This window comes from Streptomyces pseudovenezuelae (genome assembly GCF_029892565.1).
Taxonomy (GTDB): domain Bacteria; phylum Actinomycetota; class Actinomycetes; order Streptomycetales; family Streptomycetaceae; genus Streptomyces; species Streptomyces pseudovenezuelae_A.
In genome coordinates this window covers 125,165-144,752 of the sequence record NZ_JARXVH010000019.1, presented here as the reverse complement: position 1 = coordinate 144,752, position 19,588 = coordinate 125,165, and the positions used below count along the sequence as shown (strand labels likewise).

General features: G+C 71.3%; 13 protein-coding genes. 8 read left to right on the top strand and 5 right to left on the bottom strand.

What is annotated here, in order from left to right:
• Positions 1-73 precede the first annotated feature (73 nt).
• A complete protein-coding gene (locus M2283_RS41265; protein ID WP_280881691.1) occupies positions 74-3,019 on the top strand; it encodes a helix-turn-helix transcriptional regulator in 2,946 nt (981 codons plus the stop codon).
• On the opposite strand, the gene M2283_RS41260 is transcribed toward M2283_RS41265, so the two are convergent.
• The 4 genes from M2283_RS41260 to M2283_RS41245 are packed head-to-tail and all read right to left on the bottom strand — an operon-like array spanning position 3,000 to position 9,660.
• Positions 3,000-4,229 carry an SGNH/GDSL hydrolase family protein gene (locus M2283_RS41260; protein ID WP_280881690.1) on the bottom strand — a complete coding sequence of 410 codons (1,230 nt, stop codon included), beginning with the start codon at positions 4,227-4,229 and terminating at the stop codon, positions 3,000-3,002. The genes M2283_RS41265 and M2283_RS41260 overlap by 20 nt on opposite strands.
• Positions 4,226-6,601: a glycosyl hydrolase family 95 catalytic domain-containing protein gene (locus M2283_RS41255; protein ID WP_280881689.1), complete on the bottom strand. Its 2,376-nt coding sequence runs from the start codon at positions 6,599-6,601 to the stop codon at positions 4,226-4,228. Before M2283_RS41255 ends, M2283_RS41260 begins: the two co-directional genes overlap by 4 nt.
• A 20-nt stretch (positions 6,602-6,621) precedes the next feature.
• A complete protein-coding gene (locus M2283_RS41250; RefSeq protein ID WP_280881688.1) occupies positions 6,622-8,445 on the bottom strand; it encodes an alpha-galactosidase D in 1,824 nt (607 codons plus the stop codon).
• 27 nt (positions 8,446-8,472) lie between these two features.
• Complete coding sequence (locus M2283_RS41245; protein WP_280881687.1) at positions 8,473-9,660, bottom strand: ROK family transcriptional regulator; 1,188 nt, start codon at positions 9,658-9,660, stop codon at positions 8,473-8,475.
• 160 nt (positions 9,661-9,820) lie between these two features.
• Here M2283_RS41245 and M2283_RS41240 point away from each other — a divergent pair, with 160 nt between their 5' ends.
• The gene (locus M2283_RS41240) at positions 9,821-10,561 is read left to right on the top strand and encodes a hypothetical protein (RefSeq protein WP_280881686.1); all 741 of its coding nucleotides are present in this window, start codon (positions 9,821-9,823) and stop codon (positions 10,559-10,561) included.
• A 16-nt stretch (positions 10,562-10,577) separates the two neighbouring features.
• On the opposite strand, the gene M2283_RS41235 is transcribed toward M2283_RS41240, so the two are convergent.
• Positions 10,578-12,374 carry a M4 family metallopeptidase gene (locus M2283_RS41235; RefSeq protein WP_280881685.1) on the bottom strand — a complete coding sequence of 599 codons (1,797 nt, stop codon included), beginning with the start codon at positions 12,372-12,374 and terminating at the stop codon, positions 10,578-10,580.
• A gap of 281 nt (positions 12,375-12,655) precedes the next feature.
• Here M2283_RS41235 and M2283_RS41230 point away from each other — a divergent pair, with 281 nt between their 5' ends.
• The 6 genes from M2283_RS41230 (at position 12,656) to M2283_RS41205 (ending at position 19,517) form a co-directional block, all read left to right on the top strand.
• Positions 12,656-13,840, top strand: a complete 1,185-nt coding sequence (locus M2283_RS41230; protein ID WP_280881736.1) for a serine hydrolase domain-containing protein — start codon at positions 12,656-12,658, stop codon at positions 13,838-13,840.
• Positions 13,841-13,946: 106 nt separating this feature from the next.
• Positions 13,947-15,404 carry a CAP domain-containing protein gene (locus tag M2283_RS41225; protein ID WP_280881684.1) on the top strand — a complete coding sequence of 486 codons (1,458 nt, stop codon included), beginning with the start codon at positions 13,947-13,949 and terminating at the stop codon, positions 15,402-15,404.
• A 91-nt stretch (positions 15,405-15,495) separates the two neighbouring features.
• Entirely contained in the window at positions 15,496-16,173 is a 678-nt protein-coding gene (locus M2283_RS41220; protein WP_280881683.1) for an AIM24 family protein, read from the top strand.
• Between the two features lie 197 nt (positions 16,174-16,370).
• Complete coding sequence (locus M2283_RS41215) at positions 16,371-17,411, top strand: tetratricopeptide repeat protein (protein WP_280881735.1); 1,041 nt, start codon at positions 16,371-16,373, stop codon at positions 17,409-17,411.
• Positions 17,408-18,433 carry a polyprenyl synthetase family protein gene (locus M2283_RS41210; RefSeq protein ID WP_280881682.1) on the top strand — a complete coding sequence of 342 codons (1,026 nt, stop codon included), beginning with the start codon at positions 17,408-17,410 and terminating at the stop codon, positions 18,431-18,433. Before M2283_RS41215 ends, M2283_RS41210 begins: the two co-directional genes overlap by 4 nt.
• 124 nt (positions 18,434-18,557) lie before the next feature.
• The gene (locus M2283_RS41205) at positions 18,558-19,517 is read left to right on the top strand and encodes a threonine/serine dehydratase (RefSeq protein WP_280881681.1); all 960 of its coding nucleotides are present in this window, start codon (positions 18,558-18,560) and stop codon (positions 19,515-19,517) included.
• Positions 19,518-19,588: the final 71 nt, after the last annotated feature.

Sequence of the window (19,588 nt, the reverse complement as noted above, 5' to 3'; positions counted from 1 at the left end):
GCCTCGGGGCCGTCGGGCCTCGTCGTCCCTGCTCGCAGGCCGCGTTGTCAGTGCCGCGTGCCAGGATGGATCCGTGCCGCAGACCGTATTCACCGCACCGCTGATCGGCCGGGACGACGAGGTCGCCCGACTCGCCGGCGTACTTGAGCGAGCCCGCGGCGGCCAGGCCCAGGCCGTGCTGCTCGCCGGGGACGCCGGTGTGGGCAAGACGCGCGTGCTGGACGAGCTCGCCGTACGGGCCGCCGGGGCCGGGATGACGGTGCTGACCGGTCACTGCGTCGATCTCGGTGACGTCGGTCTGCCCTATCTGCCGTTCACCGAAGTGCTCGGAGTGCTCGCGGCCGACGAGCGGTTCGCGGGCGTCCTGACCGCGCATCCGGTGGTCGACCGGCTGCTGGGCGCGGGGACGGACACCGCGCGGGACGTGGGAGGGCGGCTCCAGCTCTTCGAGGGCATGGCGGGGCTCCTGGCCGACCTCGCGGACGTGGCTCCGCTGCTGCTGGTCCTGGAGGACCTGCACTGGGCCGACCAGTCCTCCCGGGACCTGCTGCGGTTCCTGCTCAGCCGCGGCATCCTGCAGCGGCCGGCGGGCGGCACGCCCACCCACCGGCTCGCGGTGTTCGCGTCGTACCGCGCGGACGACCTGCACCGCCGCCACCCGCTGCGCCCGCTCCTGGCCGAGCTGGTGCGCCTCCCTGCGGTCGAGCGGCTCGAACTGCGGCCCATGGCCGACGCCGAGGTGGCCCGGCTGGTGCGCGCGCTGGAGGACCGTCCGCTGCCGGAGGCCACGGTCCGCGGGATCGTGGAGCGCGCCGAGGGCAACGCGTTCTACGCGGAGGAGTTGGTCGCGGCCACGGACACGGCGGCGGACGGGGTGCCCAGCGGCCTGGCCGACGTCCTGCTCATCCGCTTCGAGCAACTCACCGACACCGCCCAGCAGGTGCTGCGCACCGCCGCCGTCGCCGGACGGCGCGTCGAGCACGACCTGCTGCGCGACGCGGTCGGGCTCCCGGAGGACGAGCTGGAGTCGGCGCTGCGTGAGGCGATCAGCCGTCAGCTCCTGGTCTCCGGCGCCGGTGACACGTACACCTTCCGGCACGCGCTGGCCCGGGAGGCGGTCTACGCCGACCTGCTGCCGGGCGAGCGGTCGCGGCTGCACGGCGCGTTCGCCCGGCTGCTGGCAGGCCGCGGCCATCCCGCCGAGAGCGCGGCGGAGCGCGCCCACCACTACCGCGAGAGCCACGAGCTGGCGGAGGCGCTGGCCGCCTCGCTGGAGGCCGCCGACCACGCCCAGCGGGTGGGCGCGCCCGCCGAGGTGCTACGACATCTCGAAACCGCCCTCGATCTGTGGGCGGTGGTGGATCCCACGGCCCGGCCCGCGGGCGACGGCGTCGACCGGGTCACGCTCACGCTGCGCGCCTCGGCGGCGGCCGCGCACGCCGGGCAGGCGCACCGCGCGGTGTCCCTCACCCGGTCCGCGCTCGCGGGCATCGGCCAGGACGCGGACTCCGAACTCGCCGCCCGGGTGCGGTACACGCTGGCCGGCAATCTGCTGGGCGTCGACAGTCTGACGGCCGCGTTCGGCTACAGCAGCGAGGCGCTCGCCATGATCCCCGCGGATCCGCCGACCCGGACCTGGGTGTGGGCGGCGGCCACCCATGTGATGGCGGCCCGGCAGGTCGGGGAGAACGAGACGGCGCTGAAGGTGGCCCGACAGGCCCTGGGCGTGGCCGAGCAGTTGCAGGTGACGGACGCGCAGGCAGACCTCCTCGTCTCGCTGGCCACCCTGGAGGGCGGTGGCCGTCGCACCCCCGAGGGCCGGGAGCGGCTCAAGGAGGCCCGGGAGCTGGCGAGGCGCGCGGGGAACATGCCGGTGGAGATGCGTGCCCTGTTCAATCTCGCCGTGGGCTCCTTCGAGTCCGGTGACCTGGAGGGCTCGCTGCCCTGGGTGACCGAGGGCCTGGACCGGGCCCGGCGGGCGGGGTTGCTGTCGTCGCCGTATCCGCTGGAGATGCGGTATCTGCATCTGCTCGTGCTCTACACGCTGGGGCACTGGGACGAGTGTGCCCGGGCCGCGAAGGCGGACGCCGAGGTGTTGCCGGGGGCGGGCGGGTACGCGGGCGGGCCCGCGCTGTACGTGGCGCTGGCCCGGGGCGACCTGAGCGCCGCCGACCGGGCCCGGGCCTTGCTGGAGGGGCACTTCGACTGGATGGCCACGCTGGTCGCGGGCGTCGCCCTGACGGAGGCCGCCGTGCTGCGCGGCGATCCGGAGGGGGCCGTGGAGCGGTTGCGGGTGACGGTCGCCGCGCTGAGCGACGACGCCGGCAACCGTCCCGACGTCACGGTCCGGCTCGCCACCCTCGCGCTGACCGCGGTCGCCGACGCGGCGGTGGAGCTGCGGTCGTCCGGCGACGCGTCGCAGCGGTGGAAGGAGACCGCGGACGAACTGGTCGAACTGGCCCGCACGATGGCCCTGCGCAGCGAGGACGGCTCCCCGCAGGGCCCCGAGGGACTGGCGTGGCTGGCCCGTGCCGAAGCGGAGTGGACGCGGGTCGTGTCCGGGCCGGACGCGGCGGCCTGGGAGAAGGCGGTCACCGCGTTCGACTTCGGTGACGTGTACGAACGGGCGCGCTGTCAGGCCCGGTTCGCCGAGGCCCTGCTCGCGGCCGACCGGCGCGACGAGGCGGCCGTCCAGGCCCGCGAGGCGAGAGCGGTGGCCGAACGGCTGGGCGCGAGGCCCCTGTTGGAGCGGATCGACGCCCTGGTCCGGCGCGGCCGGCTCGGGGACACCCCGGCCGACCACAGCCGCACCTCACCGCTGACCGCCCGCGAGCAGGACGTCCTGCGGCTCCTCGCGCGCGGCCGCAGCAACCGTCAGATCGGCGAGGAGTTGTTCATCACCGGCAAGACGGCCAGCGTCCACGTGTCCAACATCCTCGCCAAACTGAGCGCCGCGAGCCGCACGGAGGCGGTGGCGATCGCCTATCGCGAAGGCCTCATCAGCAGCCCAGCCCCTTGAGATCGACCGCGTCGGCCATCGCCGCCATCCCCTTGTCGTTGGGGTGGATGTGGTCGCCGCCGTCGAAGAAGGGCAGCATCCGCTCCTGGTCGTAGGGACTGCGCAGGATGTGGTCGAAGTCGGTGTAGCCGTCGAAGTCGGTGCTGTCGCGGATGTACGCGTTGACCTCCTGACGGACCGCCTCGCCGGCCTGGTCCCACTCCGACCAGCCCTTGAAGGGGGCGACCGTCGCGCCGACGACACACTTCCCGGCGGCGTGCGCCCGCCGCGCGATCTCCTGGTAACCGGCGATCAGGTCCTGCGCGGTGACGCCGGAATGTGCCTTGAGGTCGTTGACGCCCTCGAAGAGGAACACCGTACGGACTCCCGGCTGGGACAGGACATCGCGCTCCAGCCGGTTCAGGGCGCTCTGCCCGGCGCCGTCCGCGAGCACCTTGTTGCCTGAGATGCCCTCGTTGGCGACGCCCTGGATCTCGGTGCCCGCCTTCTGCAGGCGCCGGGCCAGGTAGTCCGGCCACCGGCGGTTGAGGTCGGTGGTGGACTGCCAGCCGTCGGTGATGGAGTCGCCGAGCGTGACGACGGCCGAAGTGCCCGTGGACGGTCGTACGGAGACGGAGTCGAGGTAGGCCCAGGAGCCGGTCGTCGCGCTCCAGTTGGCGGCGCCGGCCTCCGCGGTGTGGTCGCCCTGGGTGTAGTAGTTGGTCTGCATGGCCATGCCGTGGCCGGTGGCAGGGCCCGCCGCGTCCGGGCTGTGGATGCTGACGACCAGGTTCGTCGCGGCGGGGACCCGGCCGGGCAGCGGGTCGCTGAGGACGACGGACCCGGCGGGGACCGTCACGGAGCGCGCGCCCTCGAAGGTCACCGGCCGGTTGGAGCCGGCGACCAGTTCGGCGCCGCTCTTCTGGGTGCCGGCGTAGACGCTGTCGAAGGTGAGCGGCCGGTCCCCGAAGGCGTTGGAGAGCCGGATGCGCAGGCCGGTGCCCCCGACGCTGGTGTGCACGACGAGCCGGTAGGCCCGGTCGGCCACGCCGTCGCCCATCCGGTCGGCGCTCGCGCCCCAGGTGACGACGTCGCGCCGGTCGGCCGGAGCGCCCACGACGGCGAACGCGGGCTGATCGGCGGACGCCTGCTGCACCGGCACCGCCTGGACGGCGCCGGCCAGCAGCAGGAGCGCGGCGAGCCGACCGGCTCTCGCGGTGCGGGCGATCACCGGGCGAAGTCCTTCAGCGTCACGGATCCTCCCGGCTTGACGGTCACCGTGCGGGTCTTGCCGGCGTAGGCGACGGTCGTCGTGCGTCCGCCGACGCTGCGGATCTTCGCCTCGGTGGGCTTGCCGTTCTTCCAGCGCAGGTCGACGACGAAGCCGCCCCGGGCGCCGGCCCCGGTGATCGAGCCGGACTCGGCCCAGGCGTCCGGCAGGGCCGGCAGGAGCTCCAGATGGCCGGGGCGGGAGTACAGGAGCATCTCGGTCACGGCGGCCGGGGTGCCGAAGTTGGCCTCGATCTGGAAGATGCCGCGGCCCTGTTCCACCTCGTAGATGTCGAAGAGGTTGAAGGCGGTGCCGTTGGTGCCGTTCTCCGACGGGCGGAGGTTGTTGACGATCAGCTGGTAGGCCTTGTCCGAGTCCTTGAGGCGGGCCCAGCACAGGCTGCGCCAGGCGTTGGCCCAGCCGAAGCTGTTCATGCCGCGCGCGGTGAGCAGGGCGGTGGCGCCGTCGACGATGTCCTTCGGCGTGGAGCCGTCGGGGCGGATGCGGTCGCCCGGGAACAGGTTGATCAGCGGGGACAGGTGGCGGTGGGTGGTCTCGCCGAGGTTGTCGGGCGACATCCACTCCTCCAGCCAGCCGGACTTCGGGCTCACCTCGGGCAGGTACAGACGCCTGCGCAGACCCGAAATCGTACCCGCGTACGCGCTGTCCCGCTTCAACTCCGCCGAAGCGGCGGCGTAGTTGCCGAACAGGGTCCACACCACCTCCTGGGCGTAGGTGTTGCCCTTGCCGTCCTGCGGACCGTGCTCCGGCGACCAGTCGTGGTCCGCGACCAGTACCTCCTTCCCGTTGTCCAGGGTGGTGGTGATCAGCCGCGCCTCCCAGAACTCGCAGGCGCCCTTCAGGAGGGGGTAGATCTTCTGCAGGTGGGTGCGGGAGTGCGTGAACTCGTAGTGCTCCCAGAGGCTGTTGCTCAGCCAGGCGTTGCCCGCCGGGTGCCACCACCAGCCGTTTCCGCCATAGGGGTTGGTGGAGAAGGCGACGGTCCAGCCGGCGACCTTCCCGCTGGAGTTGCGGAAACGGTTGCGGGAGTCCTGGAACAGCCGGTGGGTGAGGTCGGTCCAGGACGACAACTGGTCGACGCAGTAGTCGGTGAAGGCGTCGAAACACGAGGACAGGCCCACCCGGTCGGCCATCCAGTAGTTCATCTGGATGTTGATGTCGGTGTGGTAATCGCCCATCCAGTCCGGGTCGTTGCCGTCCAGCCACAGGCCCTGGAGGCCCATCGGCAGACTGCCGCGCGAGCCGGAGACCATGAGGTAGCGGCCGAACTGGACGTAGGCGGCTTCGAGTTCGGGGTCGGGGTCGCCGGTCGTGTGGCGGGCCTGGATCCGCTCCCAGGTGTCCAGCGCGCGCTGGTCGTCGGACGACCTGCCGAGCGAGAGGCCGAACGTGCCGAACGCGGCCCGGTAGTCGGCGACATGGGTGCGCAGCAGCGTCGCGGCCGAGTGTTCGGCGGCGGCGCGGACCTTGGTGCGGGCGAGCTTCTGCGGGTCGAGCTTGGGGTCGCGGAAGCCGCGGGCGGCGTCCGGGGCGTAGTTGCTGCCGCCGCTCACCACGACGGTCAGGTCCTTGCACCCGGAGAACTCGATGTGCGACCCGTGCACGGTGACCCGGCCGCCGCTGCCGTAGGCGGTGACGGCGGCCCCGTACTTCAGGCCGTTGGCGAACTTGGCGCCGAAGGAGGTCGCGGCGGCCTCGCCGTGCGTCCCCTCCAGCGTGACCGTGCCGGTGTAGCGTCCGCCTCCGCTCTGGGAGAAGTGGAGGACGATCGCGTCGTCGGGACTGCTGGAGAAGACCTCCCGCCGGTACGTCACCCCCGAGCGGACGTAGGAGGCGGCCACCACGCCCCGGTCGAGGTCGAGGGTGCGGCGGTAGCCGGAGACGGCGCCCAGGTCGTGGTCGGGGATGTCGACGGTGAGCCGGGCGAGCAGGGTCAGGGACCCGAAGTCCTCGCGGCCGTAGGGGAATTGACCGTCGGAGTCGAGAGTGCCGTTGAGGCCGCCGGTCCAGATCGTGGCGTCGGTGACGAGGAGGACCTCGTGGCCCGGGTCGTTGCTCGCCAGGGCGCCGAGGCGGCCGTTGCCGACGGGCAGACCCTGCTCGATCATGGAGCTGTCGTCGGCGGGGGCCTGCCACCACAGCGTGTTCAGCGAACCGCTCGCGCCGTAGGCCGAGTTGTCGTCGGCCGAGGCGTCGGGGCGCTGCGGTGCGGCCGAGGCGGTGAAGGTCGGGAGGGCGGCCAGGGCGCCGGTCGCGGTGGCGATGGCGAGCAGATCGCGTCTGGGCAGCATGCGGGACGGTTCGGTGTTCATTGCGGCTCCTGGTGGCTCGTTCAGGACGACTTGGGGACGTCGATGCGGTCGATGTCCGGCGCGTAGCTGTCGCCGCTGTCGAAGATGATCGTGTTGGAGCCGGCCTTGAGGGTCACCGGCACGCTGACCGTCCCGACGGTTCCCCAGTCCCCGGTCGACGGGAACTTGTGGCTGACGGCACCGCCGCCGTTGGCGGAGACACGGGCCGAGCGGGCGTCACCGCTGACGTAGGCGACCTTCACCTGGTAGGTACCGGCCTTGGCGACGACGACGTCGTTGATGGTGAGCTTGCCGCCGACGTAGAGGTTGCCGACCTTCTTGCCGTCGGAGCAGGCGGAGCAGGCGGCGACGACGGCGTTGCCGGACAGGGTGTTCGCCGTGGCCTCGGCCTCGTAGCCGGTGAAGGCGAGCGTGCTGCCGTGCGGGGTGACGGTGAACAGGCGGGAGCCGTGGGCGGGCAGGGCCTGGGTGACCTTGTCCTTGTAGGTGCCGAGGTTCTCGTGGTTCCACAGGTCACGGACGGCGGCCTTGCCGGTGAAGCCGAGGGTGGCCCAGTTCGCGGAGACGGACGAGGGCTTGTCGGCGAGGTTGAACAGCGCGACGGTGTAGCTGCCGTCGGCGTTCTTCGCGGCCCACACCTGCTGCGCGTCGGACGGGGTGATCGGGCGGGCCGGCGGGGTGCTGCCCTGGTTGAGGGCGATGACTTCCTTGTTGGTCAGCAGGGACAGACCGTAGGAGTCGAGCTTCGTCAGGTCGTCGCCGGTGTACAGCGGGGACTTGGCCACGGCCCACAGGGTGGCGTAGCTCTGCCGCTCGGCCTTGGTCAGGCCGTCCATCTCACCGTTGCCGACGTCCAGGGAGTCGAGGTCGTTCCAGCCGCCGGGGCCCGCCTTGTCGGTCCAGCCGGGAGCGTCGTCCCAGCGGTCGTCGACGGAGTTCTCCCAGCTGACGAGGGTGTTGCAGTAGCACTCGACGTCCGTGTCGATGCGCCAGCCCTGCGAGTACTTCTTCCAGTCGGCGGCGTGCCCGATGTCCAGGGACCAGGACAGTTCGAGGTGGATGGCGCGCCCGGTCTCGGGGATCGCCTTGTTCCAGGCGGCCACGTCGGCGACGTTGTCGTACTGGTCACCGCTCTTGCCCGAACCGGGGCCGACGCCGTCGAGCTTGAGGAAGTCGTAGCCCCAGCCGGCGATCAACTGCGCCTGGGAGTCTATGTACTTCTGGGTGCAGGGCCGGGAGAAGTCCAGCTTGTACGAGCTGTCCCAGCCGTTGGTGGTGCGCAGGTCGCTGTAGACGATGTCGGCGGTGGTGCAGCCGTCGGCGTTCCAGATCGGCGTCTTGCCGTCGTTGTAGGCCTCCTTCTCCAGGCCTGCCGGGAGGTAGATGCCGGCCTTCAGACCCTTGGAGTGGATGCGGTCGGCGACGGCCTTCATACCGCTGGGGAAGCGCTTGGGGTCGGCCTTCTGGCGGCCGTACTGGTCGTACTCGGGCTTCCAGGAGTTGTCGCGCCACCAGCCCGCGTCGATGTTGACGTACTCGTAGCCGAACTTCTTCAGCTTGCTCGCCAGGGCGTCGGTCTGCTTGGTGACGTTCGCCTCGGTGAGATAGCTGTAGTCGCCGTCCGGATTGAGCCCCGGGTACTTCGACGACTGCATGCTCCAACTCGACCAGCCCATGTAGGGCTTGGCCGCGAGGGAGGTCGCGGTGGTCGCGGCCGGAGCCGCGGGCGCGGTGGCCTCGGCACTGACCGCGGGTGCGGCGGAGACGGCTCCAGCGGCCAGGGCCAGGACCACCGTGGCTCTCAGGACGCGTGCGGGCAGGACGGAGTACGAGGATGACCGCATGGGTCGTACCTCCAGGGTGATGGTGGATCAGCGGCTCTGTCGTTGGTCGTGCGGGGTGATGAAGGACTGGATCGCGGTGGCGGCGGCCCCTCGTGCCCACTCCTCGAACGGAAGCGGGCGGGTCTGTACGTCGCACTGTGCGGCGGAGCCGAATGCGGCGGCTGTGAACGCCTCGCGGATCTGCTCGGCGAACAGGTCGTAGGCGGCGAGTCCCTCGCCGGAGATGATCACGCGTTCGGGGCCGAGGAGGTTGGCCACGGTGGCGATGCCGCGGCCGATCGCTTCCCCCGCTCTGGCGTACGCCTCACGTGCCCCCTCGTCGCCCTGGTGGGCGAGCGCCGCGGCCGCGGCGGAGTCGGCGACTTCGAGGCCCGTGGTCTCGCGGATCCGTCGGATGATCGCGGCGTCCCCCGCGATCGCCTCGACGCAGCCGCGGTTGCCGCAGTGGCAGGGCGGTCCGGCCGGGTCGACGGTGACATGGCCGATCTCGCCGGCCACGCCGTGCGCTCCGGAGATCACCCGGCCGTGCACGACGATCCCGCAGCCGATGCCCGCGCCCACCGTCACGACGGCGAAGTCGGACAGTCCGGCCCCTGCGCCGAACCACTGCTCGGCGACGGTCAGCGCGCGGACATCGTTGTCGACGGTGACCGGCAATCCGGTGGTCAGGGCGGCGAGTTCGGCGAGGTGGACGTCCCGCCAGTCGAGGAAGGGCGAGTAGCGGACGACGCCTTCGGCGCGGTCCACGTCGCCGGAGATCGCGACCCCGAGACCGAGGACGGGGGCGCCCAGTTCCTCGGCCTCGGCGAGCAGTTCGCGCGCCAGTTCGGCCAGCGAGGTGAGCACGGCCTCGGTCGCCCGGTCCGGGACCGGAACGTGCCGGGCGATGCGGATGCGGCAACGCAGGTCGGTCAGTACACCGATGAGCTCACCCGCGGTGACCTTCACGCCGATGAACAGCGCCCGTCCGCCGTCCACCCGCACCAGGCTCGCAGGCCGCCCGAGCGCCGGACGTGCCTCCTGGTCCGGGGTCTCCACCAGGTACCCGGCCTCCAGCAACGGACGCACCGCCTTGGTCACGGCCGCCGCCGACAGCCCCGCCCGGCGCGCGGCGTCGAGCCGGGTCAGGGGGCCGTGGGACAGGACCGTGGTGAAGATCTGTGCCGCGGCCGGCGTATGGGCCGGAAACGTTTCGGCGGGTGGGGCGGAGCGCATGGCCCGGAACTTAGGGCTCTTAATTTCCGCTGTCAATAAAAGAAACAGGAATCGCCTGAAGGTTGACTATGAGGCTGCAGTGGCCTTCAAATGACAGGTGGGACGGCATCGTTGGCGACCGATCGCGCCGATGTCAGTGCCGGGCCGCACAATCGCCCCTATGACGACGATCGACTGGCACGAGCTGACCCACGCCTACGGCTCGGCCGAGGACATACCCGGCCTCTTCGCGCGCCTCGGCGGCACGGAGGACGACGACGTGTGGACCGCGCTGTGGTCCTCGCTGTGCCATCAGGGATCGGTGTACGACGCGAGTTGGGCGGCCCTGCCGCAGCTCACCGAGATCGCGCGGGGACGCGCGCCGGGCGGCCCCCTCCAGGCCGTGGTCATGGCCGGGGTGATCGCCGACGACATGGACGACCCGCGCCGCGAGCTGTACGCGCGCGAGATCGACGAACTGCTCGCCACCGCCCGCGAGTTGCTGGCCGGCCCCGACCCGACGGCCCCGCTCTTCGTGAACCTTCTCCAGTCCGTCCTGTCCTTCGAGGGCGCCGGCATCTGGTCCGAGGCCCTGGCGGGGGTGAACAGCGAGGAGTACGAGTTCGAGTGCCCGGAGTGCGAGGAGAGCCTGTACATCGCCTTCGGCGGCTACGGGACGTTCGTGTCGGTCGGGGACTATGTGCCCGGAGCGGGCGACCAGGACCCGGAATCCCGGGGGAAGTTGACGCCCGCGGTACCGGAGCAGTTGTCGGGCATGGGGGCGCGGCTGCACGGCGAGGCGGTCGCCCATGGCCAGGCGGAGGTGGCCCGGGCCCTGACGTATGTCTTCGGCGAGGCGCGCTGCCCCTCCTGCGACACCGTGTTCCCGGTGTCGCAGGAGGTCGAGAATCAGTGGTTCTGAGTTCTGATCTCTGAGGTCAGCGGTGGGTGGCCGGTGTGTTGGCCAGGGTGACGTTGACCCCGGCCCAGGCCTTGTTGACCGCCAGGTACTCGGTGCTGTTCAGCCCGTACAGGTCCTTCGCGGCCTTCAGCGTCGCGCCGCGCGCGTCGTGGAAGTCGGTCGTGGAGACCATGTAGCGGGTCAGGGCGCGGTAGAAGATCGCCGTGGCCTTGGTACGGCCGATGCCCTTGACCGTGGCGCCGTTGTAGGTCGGCGAGTCGTAGGCGACGCCACCGATCGTCTTGCGGCCACTGCCCTCGGCGAGCAGGTAGTACGCGTGCGAGGAGACACCGGAACCGGCGTGCACCTCGGTGTCGTAGACCGCCGGCGACCAGTAGTCGATGGCGCCTTCGAGCACGTCGAGGGAGGGGTGGTCCAGGCGGCGCAGGAACTTCTGGGCGAGGCCCAGCTTCTCGCCGATGAGGTAGTCCGGCTTGTCCTTGGCGTTGTTGGTGAAGAACTCGACGTTCGAGCCGAAGATGTCCGCGAGGGACTCGTTGAGCGAGCCCGGCTCGCCGTACTGGTTGCCGTCGGCGTCGACACGCGTGGGCTCCAGCTTGGCGGTGGCGTCCACCACGCCGTGGGTCAGCTCGTGACCGGTGACGTCGAGGACGACGAGCGGCTTCTTGAACATGTCGCCGTCACCGTCGCCGTAGAGCATGCAGCCACAGGTGGGGTCCCAGAAGGCGTTGGCCACCTCGGTGCCCCAGTGGACCATCGCCTTGGCGGCCTTGCTGTTGTTCGCGATGCCCTTGCGACTGAAGGTCTTCTTGTAGAAGTCCAGGGTCTTGGTGACGCCGTACTGGGCATCGACGGCGGCGCTGTTGCGGCTGGAGACCGCGCCGTTGCCGAAGGTCGGCGTGGTGTTGGTGACCGCCGAGCCGCGGGCGAAGTTCTCCGTGAACGAACCCTTGGCGTCCCGGGTCTCGGTGCCGTACCGGTTGGGGTCCTTGAGCTGGTACTTCTTGGCGGCCGTCCGGGTGATGGTCAGCGAGACCTTGCCGACGAAGAGCGACTTGCCGCTGCCCGTGACCGTCTGCGGGTAGTGGACGGCGGCCGCGCCCGACGCCGCGGTGAGCCCCGCGGCCTGCGAGCCGATGCCGGTCTGGGGGTCGAGCTTCTCGCCCCGCTCGCGCAGCGTTTCGAGCAGCTCGGGCGAGAGGAACTCGTCGCTGTCGGGCGTGTTGCTGCGCACCTTGCCGGTCACGGCGTCGATGACGACGGTGCTGGAGCCGCCGCCCTCGGTGGTGCCGGAGTCGCTGACCCGCACCTGGTAGGCGAGGGCGGAGGCGCCGTCACGCGCGTCGACCACGAGTTGGGCGGGGCCGGCATCGCCCTTGGCGACCGACGCGGCCTTCTGCTCGGCCTGCGCCGTCGTGAGCTTGGCGTCGGTGGTGCCGGGCTTGACCGTGTGGTCGGCGGCGCGGGTGACGCCCGCGTACTTCAGCTGCCGGGTGAGGTGGACGACGAGGTCGCCGCCGAGAACCTGCATGCCCTGGTGGGCCCGGGCGAAGCGGACGTGCCGCGCGCCTTCCGGGTCGATCAGGACGTCCGTGGCCTGGAGTTCGTCGCCGGTCAGAACGCCGGTCGCCGAGGAGTGGGCGAACGCGGCGGCGCGGGCGGCGGCCACCACGGACGCGGTCGAGCTTTCGGCGGCGGCGGTCGCGGACCCCGCCCCCGCGGCGGGGTCGGCGAAGGCGGTACCCGCGAGGCCCGTGGCGGCCGTCGTCACGGCGACGGCGACCGCCACGCTGCGTATGTGCGGTCTACGCACTGGTGAGGGTTTCCTTCCTGACAGAGCGGCCGGGATCCCCAACCGCCCTGAGGCGTGGCGTAGTTGAACGCCACGAGGGCTGGTCGGGCCCTCGGGCGAAACCCTTATGTACGAGTCATGGACATGTAAAGCCCAAATCATCGCTTTCAGCGTGATCCATGGCAATACTTTGCAAACCCACATCGCTCAGTGATCAGCGAGTGACCAACTGTGCGTCTCCTGTGGAGATGTGACTCGACGGAAGAAGGTTGCACCGCGTGAATGTGACAGATATCGCATCCTTGGCCAAGGGTGCGGTCCTGGGGACGCTCACCCTGTCCCTCCTCGCGGTACCGGCGCAAGCCGCGTCGGCGAACTCACTCCCCAAACCGGACATCACCGCCCTCAGGGGCGTCCTGCGCACGGCCGTTCAGCAGGGCGCGCCCGGCGCCATGGCCCGCGTCGTCGACCACGGCACCATGCGGACAGCGGCCGTGGGCGTCGCCGACCGCACGACCGGCCGGGCCCTGGCCACCACCGACCGTTTCCGCATCGGCAGTGTCACCAAGACCTTCTCGGCCGTGGTCCTCCTCCAACTGGCCGACGAGAAGAAGCTCGACCTCGACGCCTCCGTCGACCACTACCTGCCCGGCCTGCTCCCGGACCGGCGCATCACGGTGCGGCACGTGCTGGGCCACCGCAGCGGTCTGTACGACTACACGAACGACATGTTCGCCAAGACGGTGCCCGGCTTCGAGGCGGTCCGCACCAAGGTCTTCACCTACCGCCAACTCCTGGACCGCTCACTGCGGCACGCCCGCACGAACAAGCCGGGCGCGGCCTACTCGTACTCCAACACCAACTTCGTCGTCGCGGGCCTGCTCATCGAGAAGCTCACGGGCCACTGGGTACGGACCGCGTACGAGAAGCGCATCTTCAAGCCCCTGAAGCTGCGCGACACCTTCTACCTCCACCCCGGCACCAAGATCCCCGGCCGCCACTCCAAGGGCTACCTCACCCCCGACCGGGCCGGCGCCCCACTGGTCGACGCGACCGAACAGACCGCCTCCTGGGCGCAGAGCGCGGGCGCGATCATCTCCAGCACCCGAGACCTCGACACCTTCCTGTCCGCCCTGCTCGGCGGCCGGCTCACCTCGGCCGCCCGGCTGAAGCAGATGGAGCGCATGATCCCGGTCAACAGCACCCAGGCGTACGGCCTCGGCCTGCGCCGCCGCGACCTGTCGTGCGGGGTCTCGGTCTACGGCCACACCGGCGCCGTCCAGGGCTACTACACGTACGCCTTCGCCTCCAAGGACGGCAGGCGCAGCCTCGCGACACTCGCCACCACCTCCAACAACGGCGAGGTGCTCAACACACTGCTGGCCACGCTGGAGTCGGCGTTCTGCGGGAAGCGGGCGAAGTCGTCGCGTGCCGTCACGGTCGCCGAGCGGTACGAGGACGTCGCGCCCGGCGTGGTCAGGAACTGATCGCCGCAGGGAACCCCACGTGCCCTGACGGACGTTGATCTGGCAACCCCATCAGGGTGCCGACACCCCCACGGGGGCACGGACGACGACACATCAGGGCGGCGCGATGACCGAGTTGGTCCCCGGCGGCAACATGCCCCTCCCGGCCGGTGCCGTGACCGTCCGGGTGCCCGGCCCCTTCGACGTCTCCGCACTCATCACGGACGACGGCGGCAAGGTCCGGGGCGACGGCGACTTCGTGTTCTACAACCAGCCGTCCGCCCCGGGAGCCCGCCTCGACGGCGACACCCTGACCGTCGACCCGCCGAGGCTGCGCCCCGGAGCGACCAGGATCACAGTGGTCGTCAGCCCCGCCGACCCCGGCACCCCACTCGGCAGCCTGCCGGCACCCGCCCTCCACCTCACCGCCCCCGGTGGCCGCCAACTCGCCCGCTTCGCCCCACCGCGCCCGCAACAGGAGACCGTGCTGCTGCTCGCCGAGATCTACCGGCGGGGCGGCGCCTGGAAGATACGGGCCCTGGGCCAGGGGTACGCCGACGGGCTGGCGGGCATCGCCCGCGACTTCGGCGTGGACGTCACCGACGACGCGGCGGAACCACCGGTGCCCTCGCCGACGGCAGCTCGCCGCTGGTCCATGCCGAACCTGTCCCGAGGCCGAGCCAAGCCTCCCGCTCCGCGCGGGCCCTCACCATCGCCCGCTTCCCACGGTCACTCCACGCCACCCGCACCGCGAAGCGCCTACCCACCCACCGCACCCGCCGGACAGCCCTCGTCCTCCCCCACCCCCGACCCCGACGGTTTCCTCCGCCTGATCAACCCCGCCCGTGCCACGGCCGGTTCGCCACCCGTCGCCCTGGACTCCCGGCTGACGTCCGCCGCACGGGCCCACGCCTCGGCGATGGCGGCGGCCGGGCAACTCGGTGTCGAGGGCCGGGACGGCGTCTCCGTCCACCAACGCGTGACCGCCACGGGATACACGTATCTGACGATCGGCGAGCACCTCGTCTCCGGTCCGCGCACGCCCGCGGAGTTCGTCGACTACTGCCTGCGCGAGGAGCAGACCCGGCGCACCCTGTCCGACCCGGCCTTCACCCACGCCGGTCTGGCGTACGTCACCGACGGCCGCTCCGGCGACACGTTCTGGACCGCCCTGTGGGCGCGGCCTCTCACCCCCGGCGACTTGAGCCGCACGGCGGCCGAGGTCGTGGACCTCACCAACAGGGAGCGCGCCAGGGCGGGTCTGCCCTCGCTGGCCACGGACCCTCTCCTCACCGCTGCCGCGCAGGCGCACAGCGCGGACATGGTGGCCCGCGCCTTCTACTCGCACACGTCCCCGGAGGGCAGCCAGCCCTGGGACCGGGCCGCCCGGGCGGGCTCCCGGCGCCGGACGATCGGCGAGAACATAGCGTGCGGTCAGCGCTCCCCCGCCGAGGTCGTGGAGGGCTGGATGAACAGTCCCGGCCACCGCGCCAACATCCTCAAACCGGACTTCACCCACATCGGGATCGGCTTCGCGGGCGGCGGCCCGTCGGGCACGTACTGGACCCAACTCTTCGGCGCCTGATCTCCGCCACTGATCTCCGCAACGTCCCGGTTTTGTCAGGTTCTCGTCGACGATCTTGGCGGAATCAACCCGTCCGGGCCAGGATGCCCGCATGAAGGGTGACCTGTTTTCCAGTGAGCGCATGGTCCAGCCGGCCGTCCAGCCGGGAATGACCGTCGAGAACGCCAAGTGCGTCAAGTACGCGGTGAACGGCGAGATGCACGCCCGCCAGGGCGCGATGATCGCCTACCGCGGCAATCTGCAGTTCGAACGCAAGGGCCAGGGCGTGGGCGGCATGCTCAAGCGCGCGGTCACCGGTGAGGGCCTGCCGCTCATGGCGGTGCGCGGACAGGGCGAGGCGTGGTTCGCGCACGAGGCGCAGAACTGTTTCGTCGTCGACATCGATCCGGGCGACGAGTTCACCGTCAACGGCCGCAACGTCCTGTGCTTCGACTCCTCGTTGTCGTACCGGATCTCGACCGTGAAGGGCGCGGGCATCGCCGGCGGCGGCCTGTTCAACAGCGTCTTCACCGGGCAGGGCAAGTTGGGCCTGGTGTGCGAGGGCAATCCGCTGGTCATCCCGGTCTCACCGCAGTATCCGGTGTACGTCGACACGGACGCGGTCGTCGGCTGGACGGCGGGCCTGGGGACCTCGCTGCACCGCTCGCAGTCCATCGGCTCGATGCTGCGCGGCGGCTCCGGCGAGTCCGTGCAGCTGATGCTCCAGGGCGAGGGGTACGTCGTCGTGCGGCCCAGCGAGGCCACCCCGCAGAAGGCTCAGCAGCACTGACCTCTCATCGAGTGATCTACGTCGCACAAGCAACCCCGGCGGCGGAAGTGGCGTCTTGATCGACAACAGGTGATGCCCTGGCCTTCCCGGCCAGGGCCTATTTTCGACGCACTATACACACTGTGTATACACAGGGCGTAGAGCAGGCATGTATAGCTCGATGTATACGCATCGTGTATATGGACCGAAAGGCATCCATGTACGGCAAGGCACACGCTCCGGAATACCAAGGCGCCCTCACCACCCTGTCCGTGAACTCCTCACTGACCGACGTACTGGCCGCCGGCACCCGGGAGTTGAGAGAGGCGGAGAAGGCCGGGCAGCACGGGGAGGCGGCCCGTTCCGGGCTCGCCGTCGCCGAGGCGCACCGCCGGCTGGGGCAGATCGGGGACGCCGACCGGGCGTGGAAGGCCAGTTACCGTGCGGCTCGCGCGGCCGAGGACATCGCGGCGATGGCCTGGGCGCTGTGGAGCGGCGGCACGCTCGCCCGACAGCGGGGCGCCTTCCCGTTGGCCCGCCGACTGCTGCAACTCGCAGCCGAGATGGGCAAGTCGGGCGGCGATGTCGTCGTCCGCGGCTACTCCCTCGCGGGGCTGGCGGAGACCGGCCGCATCCAGGGCGACTACGACGCGGTCGCCCGGTTGCACGAGCAACTGCTGGCCGAGGCCCGACGGCGCGGCGAGGCACGGCACACGGTATGGGCCCTGGAGGGCATCGCACAGATCCACCGCAACACCGGTTCCTACGACACGGCGTACGCCCTCTTCGAGGAGGCCGCCGAGATAGCGGCGGGTGCAGAGGACCGGCGCGGGCACGCCTGGGCTCTGCGGGGCCTCGCCGACATCGTCTCCGTACGCGACGGGGACACCGAGCGGGCGCTCACGCTGCTGTCGGAGGCGGAGACGGCGTGCCGGGCGATGAAGCTGTCCAGCGCGCTGGCCTACAACCACAAGATGCGCGGCAACGTCCTGTACCGGGCCGGGCGCTACGCCGAGGCCCGCGATCTGTACGAACAGGCGCTCGCGGAGTTCCGGGCGATGAGCGAGCCACGCGGGCAGGCGCTGGCGCGTCTGGGGCTGGCCAAGTCCCTGGCCCGACTGGGCCGCGACCGCGCCGAGACGGCGGCCGAACTGGCCGAACTGGCCGGCGAGTTGGACCGGATCGGGCTGCGACACGCCAGGGAGATGGTGGCACGGGCCGAGGTCGAGCTCGGTCTCCGGGCGGAGGCCGTGCGATGACCACGCTCCAGGCGCCGGCGGATGTCCGCCAAGTCCTCAACCGCTGCCGGACCTTGGTGCGACCCGCGCTCGCGGAGGCCGTCGGGCGCATGCACCCCTGGGTGGGCGAGATGGCCGCCTACTCCTTCGGCTGGTGCGAGGTGGGCGGAGCACCGGCCGACGCCTCCGGCGGCAAGGGGGTGCGGCAGGCCCTCGCTGTGCTGGCGGCCGAGGGCGCGGGCGCGCCCGGAGCGGACGGGGTACCGGCGGCGGTCGCGGTGGAACTGGTGCACGCCTTCTCCCTGTTGCACGACGACATCATGGACGGCGACCAGTCCCGACGCCGCCGCCCCACCGTGTGGAAGGCGTACGGCACCGGTCCCGCGGTCCTCGCCGGGGACGCGCTCTTCGCGCTCGCCGTCGAGACGCTCGCCGCCACTCCGGCCGGACCGCGGGCGCTGCGTCTGCTGTCGGCGGCGCTGGGCGATCTGGTGCGCGGGCAGGCGGACGACCTGCTGTTCGCGGGCCGCCCGTGGACGGGTCCGGGGCGGGTGCGGCCCGACGAGTACCGCACGATGGCCGAGCACAAGACGGGCGCCCTGCTGGGCTGCGCGGCGGCACTCGGCGCCCTGCTCGGCGGCGCGCCTCCCCCGGTCGCCGCCGACCTCGACCGGGCCGGGCGGCATCTCGGTATCGCCTTCCAGATCGTGGACGACGTGCTGGGCATCTGGGGCGATCCCCTGGTCACCGGCAAGCCCGTCCACGGTGATCTCCGGGAGCGGAAGAAGACGTTCCCGGTGCTGGCCGCGCTCGACGCGCCGGGTCCCGGGTCCCGTCGGCTGGCCGGGTTGCTGGATCGCGGGGACGCGATCGAGGAGGCGGCCTCCCTGATCGAGGCCGGGGGCGGCCGGTCGGCGGCGCTGGCGGAGGCGCGGCGGCACATCGCCGCCGTGGAGACGACGCTGGCCGGTCTCCCGCTGGCGGATCGGGCCGTGGGCGAGCTTCGGTCACTGCTGGACTTCCTCGTACGGCGCGACCTCTGAGACGCGCGAGCAAAGGCGGGCAGCCCTCACCACCGTAGGGAAATCCGTGTTGACCTGCGGCCACTCACCGAGTCAGGGTGCAAGCGGCGCGGACCTTCACCCCCGCGCCGGGAGGGTGATTGCGTTGATCGGGATCTCGGACATCGAAGCCGCGGGCGAGCGGATCGCCGGACACGTCGTACGCACGCCCACGGTGCCGAGCCCGGGCCTGTCCGACCTGCTCGGCGTTCCGGTCACCGCCAAGCTCGAACTGCTGCAGCGCACCGGCTCCTTCAAGGCGCGCGGTGCCACGGCGAAGCTGCTCTCGCTGAGCGAGGCGGAGCGGGCGGCCGGGGTCGTGGCGGTCAGCGGCGGCAACCACGGGATCGCCCTCGCGGTGATGGCCGCGGCGCTCGACGTGAAGGCCACGGTGATCATGCCGCGCACGGCTCCCGCGCGCTCGATCGAGATCGCGCAGGCCGCCGGGGCGTCGGTGCGGCTGACGGAGGGCATGGCCGAGGCGTTCGCGCTCATGGCGCGGCTGCCTGCGGAGGGGCTGACGCCGGTCCACCCCTTCGACGACGCCGTGGTCATCGCGGGACAGGGCACGGTCGGGCTGGAGTTCGCCGCCGACGCCGGTGAGCTCACGGACGTCGTCGTCAGCATCGGGGGCGGCGGGCTGATCGCCGGTGTGGCGGCGGCTTTTCGGGCGCTGCGGCCGGGCGTGCGGGTCTGGGGCGTGGAGACCGAGGGCGCAGAGGCCATGTCGCGGGCGCTGGCGGCGGGCGGCCCGGTCCAGGTCGACCCGTCCTCCATCGTGACCACGCTCAGCGCGCCCTCCGTGTCGCAGTTGACGTACGACCATGTCTCCGCGCTGGTCGAGGAGGTGTTCGTGGTGTCCGACCGGGAGGCGGTGCGGGGCGTTCTGGAACTCGCCGAGCACGCCAAGGTGTGGACCGAGCCGGCCGCGGGATGTCTGTTGCCGGCCGCCCGGCGGGTCGTCGACCGCGTAGGCGAAAGTGCGCGGATCGGACTGGTCGTGTGCGGGGGCAACGCGACGGCCGGTGACGTGGTCGCATGGGCGGAGCGCTTCGGGCTGCGCTGAATTCCCCCACGTTACCGCCGAGTTGAATATCCGTCAGGCTCAATCGGCTCTATGGAAATACCCAACTCCGC

What these genes read in the sequence shown, in the direction of transcription:
- M2283_RS41215 (WP_280881735.1), top strand. Translation starts at nt 16,371, where the DNA reads ATGTACGGCAAGGCACACGCTCCGGAATACCAAGGCGCCCTCACCACC.
- M2283_RS41250 (WP_280881688.1), bottom strand. Translation starts at nt 8,445, where the DNA reads ATGCGGTCATCCTCGTACTCCGTCCTGCCCGCACGCGTCCTGAGAGCC.
- M2283_RS41210 (WP_280881682.1), top strand. Translation starts at nt 17,408, where the DNA reads ATGACCACGCTCCAGGCGCCGGCGGATGTCCGCCAAGTCCTCAACCGC.
- M2283_RS41245 (WP_280881687.1), bottom strand. Translation starts at nt 9,660, where the DNA reads ATGCGCTCCGCCCCACCCGCCGAAACGTTTCCGGCCCATACGCCGGCC.
- M2283_RS41240 (WP_280881686.1), top strand. Translation starts at nt 9,821, where the DNA reads ATGACGACGATCGACTGGCACGAGCTGACCCACGCCTACGGCTCGGCC.
- M2283_RS41255 (WP_280881689.1), bottom strand. Translation starts at nt 6,601, where the DNA reads ATGAACACCGAACCGTCCCGCATGCTGCCCAGACGCGATCTGCTCGCC.
- M2283_RS41220 (WP_280881683.1), top strand. Translation starts at nt 15,496, where the DNA reads ATGAAGGGTGACCTGTTTTCCAGTGAGCGCATGGTCCAGCCGGCCGTC.
- M2283_RS41225 (WP_280881684.1), top strand. Translation starts at nt 13,947, where the DNA reads ATGACCGAGTTGGTCCCCGGCGGCAACATGCCCCTCCCGGCCGGTGCC.